Source organism: Lacticaseibacillus salsurae (assembly GCF_045862175.1).
Classification (GTDB): domain Bacteria; phylum Bacillota; class Bacilli; order Lactobacillales; family Lactobacillaceae; genus Lacticaseibacillus; species Lacticaseibacillus salsurae.
In genome coordinates, this window is sequence record NZ_BAAFZI010000106.1 from 1 (window position 1) to 3,306 (window position 3,306).

A 3,306-nucleotide genomic window follows, 5' to 3' on the forward strand; every position below is an offset into this window, starting at 1 on the left:
CTCAACTTTTGCACGGAACACTGCACGAGCCTTGATCACCGGTATTGCCTATAACCTGGTTCAGCTCTTTAAACAGCTCTTTGTCTCGGAAGACCGTCGTTCAACCATCTCCTCGCTACGGTTCAGTCTCTTTCACATCGCCGGTAGGATTACTTGGCACGCCCGTCGTGTGGTGATTCATCTTGCTTCTAACTATGTTTACAAGAACTGGTTTAGTCGGCTCATGGACGAAGTCCATCAGTTGGCGACCTGAACTGAATAACTGAATAGGTCGTGCGTCGAGCCGAAAACTGGGTCGGTCTGTTCGTGGTGCATCGATCACCAACTTCTCTGCTCAGTCAGTATTCGCAACGCTCCAAACGTTGCTTTCAGACCGGCCAGATGCGATTTCATGTCCCAAATACCGAGGTGAATAATCCAGGTTGAAGTATTTGTTGCCAGGTGAACTACATCCTGTTGATTCAACCTTAGATCTGACTTCGTTGCATATCTTGGATAATGCAATGGGTTCCGGTCATATCTTGGTGTACGCTTTTGACGTGTTGATGAAAATCTATGAAGAACAAGGTTACTCCCAACGCGAGGCTGCGCAACAGATTGCAACATCAAATCTCTTCGGATTGGAAATCGACAAACGCGCCTATCAATTAGCGTACTTTGCCATCATGATGAAGGTGCGCCAATATGATCGTCGAGCACTTCGTCGCGAGCTGAAGTTAAATCTTTACGTATTCGAAGATTCCAAGAATCTGAATGATGAGTTTTTGGCTCATTTAGCGGTTTCTGACACCGATCGTGCCGATATGGCAACACTTCGGGATCTCTTCTTAAACGCAAAAACTCTTGGTTCCATCATGCACTTTGAGCATCCCTACGACATTCAAGGTCTGTTGAAACGCCTGGAGCAAGCAACTATGGATAGCTCAGATAATCTGTTTGTGGACGAATCCAATTTGGCACAGTTGCGTCGCATGTTGAATATTGTTGGGATTATGCAGGCACACTATGAAGTCGTCGTAACAAACCCACCATACCTCAACAAAATGAACAAGGTGCTGAAAGACTATGTGAAGAAATACTACAAGTCATACTCTGGCGACTTGTTTTCGGTGTTTATTTGGCTGAATATCAATATGACCGTGAAGAATGGCTATGCCGCGTATATGACACCCTTTGTCTGGATGTTTATCAAGACATACGAAGCCCTGCGTATCAATATCTTAAACACAAAATCTATCTCAAGTCTTATTCAGATGGAATACTCTGCTTTTGAAGAAGCAACCGTACCAATTAATAGTTTTGTACTTAAAAACTCTCGTGAAATCATGGGTAGTTATATCAAGCTTTCAGACTTCAAAGGCGGAATGAATGTTCAACGAGATAAGGTTTTGGAGGCTTTGAGCGAATCGAAATGTAAATATCTTTATCGAGCTAATCAAGCGAACTTTGAGAAGATTCCAGGGAGTCCGATTGCATATTGGGCAAGCCAAAATCTAATACGTGATTTTGAAGTTGGAATGCCAATGTTCGAAATTGCGTCACCAAGAGTTGGATTACAAACAGGTGATAATAGTAAATTCTTGCGCCTATGGTTTGAAGTGGCTTGGAATACAATAACTCTTCATGCTCATTCAATTCCCGAGTCTGTAGCGTCTGGCCGAAAATGGTTTCCATATAATAAAGGTGGAGCATATCGGAAATGGTATGGGAACTATGACTATGTGGTTAATTGGGAAAAAGACGGCAAAGAGATTCGCAATTTTGCGGACAACCAGGGCAAGATTCGATCTCGCCCGCAAAACACCGGTTTTTACTTCCGTGAAGCGATTACGTGGTCACTTATCACAAGCGGTGGATTTAGTATACGTTACCGTGAACCAGGTAGTATTCACGACGTATCAGGTATGTCTGCTTATTGTGAAAATCATGAGACGTTGTTGCGTATACTTGGACTTATGTCTACGCCAATTGCAGATAAAATATTTAAGATATTAAATCCGACGATAAATCTCCAAGTAGGCGACTTTACAAATTTCCCCGTACTAAGTGAAGTGATTGCAAAGCCTGATTCTGATTCATTGATCAGTGAAAACATACGTATGTCAAAAGCGGACTGGAATAATTCAGAAACATCCTGGAATTATCAGGCCTTCATTCTCTGTACCCATATCGATGAGCATAATCGAAACTGGACCGTCGAAGCAGCCTTTAATCAATGGTCAAAAGAGGCCGAAGATCGGTTCAACCAGCTCAAGTCCAACGAAGAAGAACTCAATCGCATCTTCATTGATTTGTATGGGCTTCAAGATGAACTTACGCCTGAGGTTGCTGATAAGGATGTTTCAGTACGGAAGGCCGATCGTCCGCGTGATATCAAAGCATTCTTATCGTACTTTGTTGGTGTTGTGTTTGGTCGATACTCTTTGGATGTTCCAGGGTTGGCTTTTGCAGGCGGGGAATGGAATGCTTCAAAGTACAAGACGTTTCTGCCAAACAAGGATGATATCATTCTGCTAACGGATGAAGATTACTTTGATGATGATCGGGACATCATCCACCGACTGAAAGAATTCTTGACTGTAACCTTTGGGGCGGAACATTTGGATGAGAATCTGGCATATGTTGCGGATTCATTAGACAAGAAAGGAGATACTCCTGAAGCTCAAATTCGCAAATACTTCATGGATGACTTCTACAAGAAGGATCACCTCTCTACTTATCAGAAGCGGCCAATTTATTGGCAATTGACTTCTGGTAAGAATAACGGTTTCAAAGCGTTAATGTACTTGCATCGCTATGATGAGAATACTTTGGCGATGATTCGTACAACATACCTGCATCCGTTACAAGAAGCGTATGTGAATCGGCGAACCCAATTAGCAAAAATGATCGAGGTTGAATCAAACACACGGCAACGCAATCAAATGACAAAATCCGTGACTAGATTGGACAAACAGATTGATGAAATTGCTAAGTATGATACCAGCTTGCAACACGTTGCGAATATGCACATTGTATTAGACTTAGACGATGGTGTATTGGTCAATCATGAGAAGGCTCAAGGTGGACAGAAATTGTTGAGTCCCTTGAAGTAGCGCTGAGTCTTCAAATCCGAGCAAAGAAGCTCTCTGCACACATGCAGAGGGCTTCTTTGAATACGCCATGAACAACGAGTGATCGTAAGCACCTAATAACAGACCGCCTATCCCTCTCAATTGCCAAGCGGTATCATGACCTCATCATAAGAATGGTGAGGTATTTATATGGACGAAGATCAACCCGAGATTGTTCGTATCAAGTTGGACG

General features: G+C 42.8%; 2 protein-coding genes. Both read left to right on the forward strand.

Going from position 1 to position 3,306, the window contains the following annotated elements; all coding sequences use genetic code 11:
• A partial coding sequence (locus ACKTSG_RS13875; RefSeq protein WP_407891817.1) for a transposase occupies window positions 1–253 on the forward strand: 253 nt, incomplete at its 5' end.
• A gap of 178 nt (window positions 254–431) precedes the next feature.
• On the forward strand, window positions 432–3,095 hold the full coding sequence (gene pglX, locus ACKTSG_RS13880; protein WP_407895594.1) for a BREX-1 system adenine-specific DNA-methyltransferase PglX: 2,664 nt from the start codon (window positions 432–434) through the stop codon (window positions 3,093–3,095).
• Window positions 3,096–3,306: the final 211 nt, after the last annotated feature.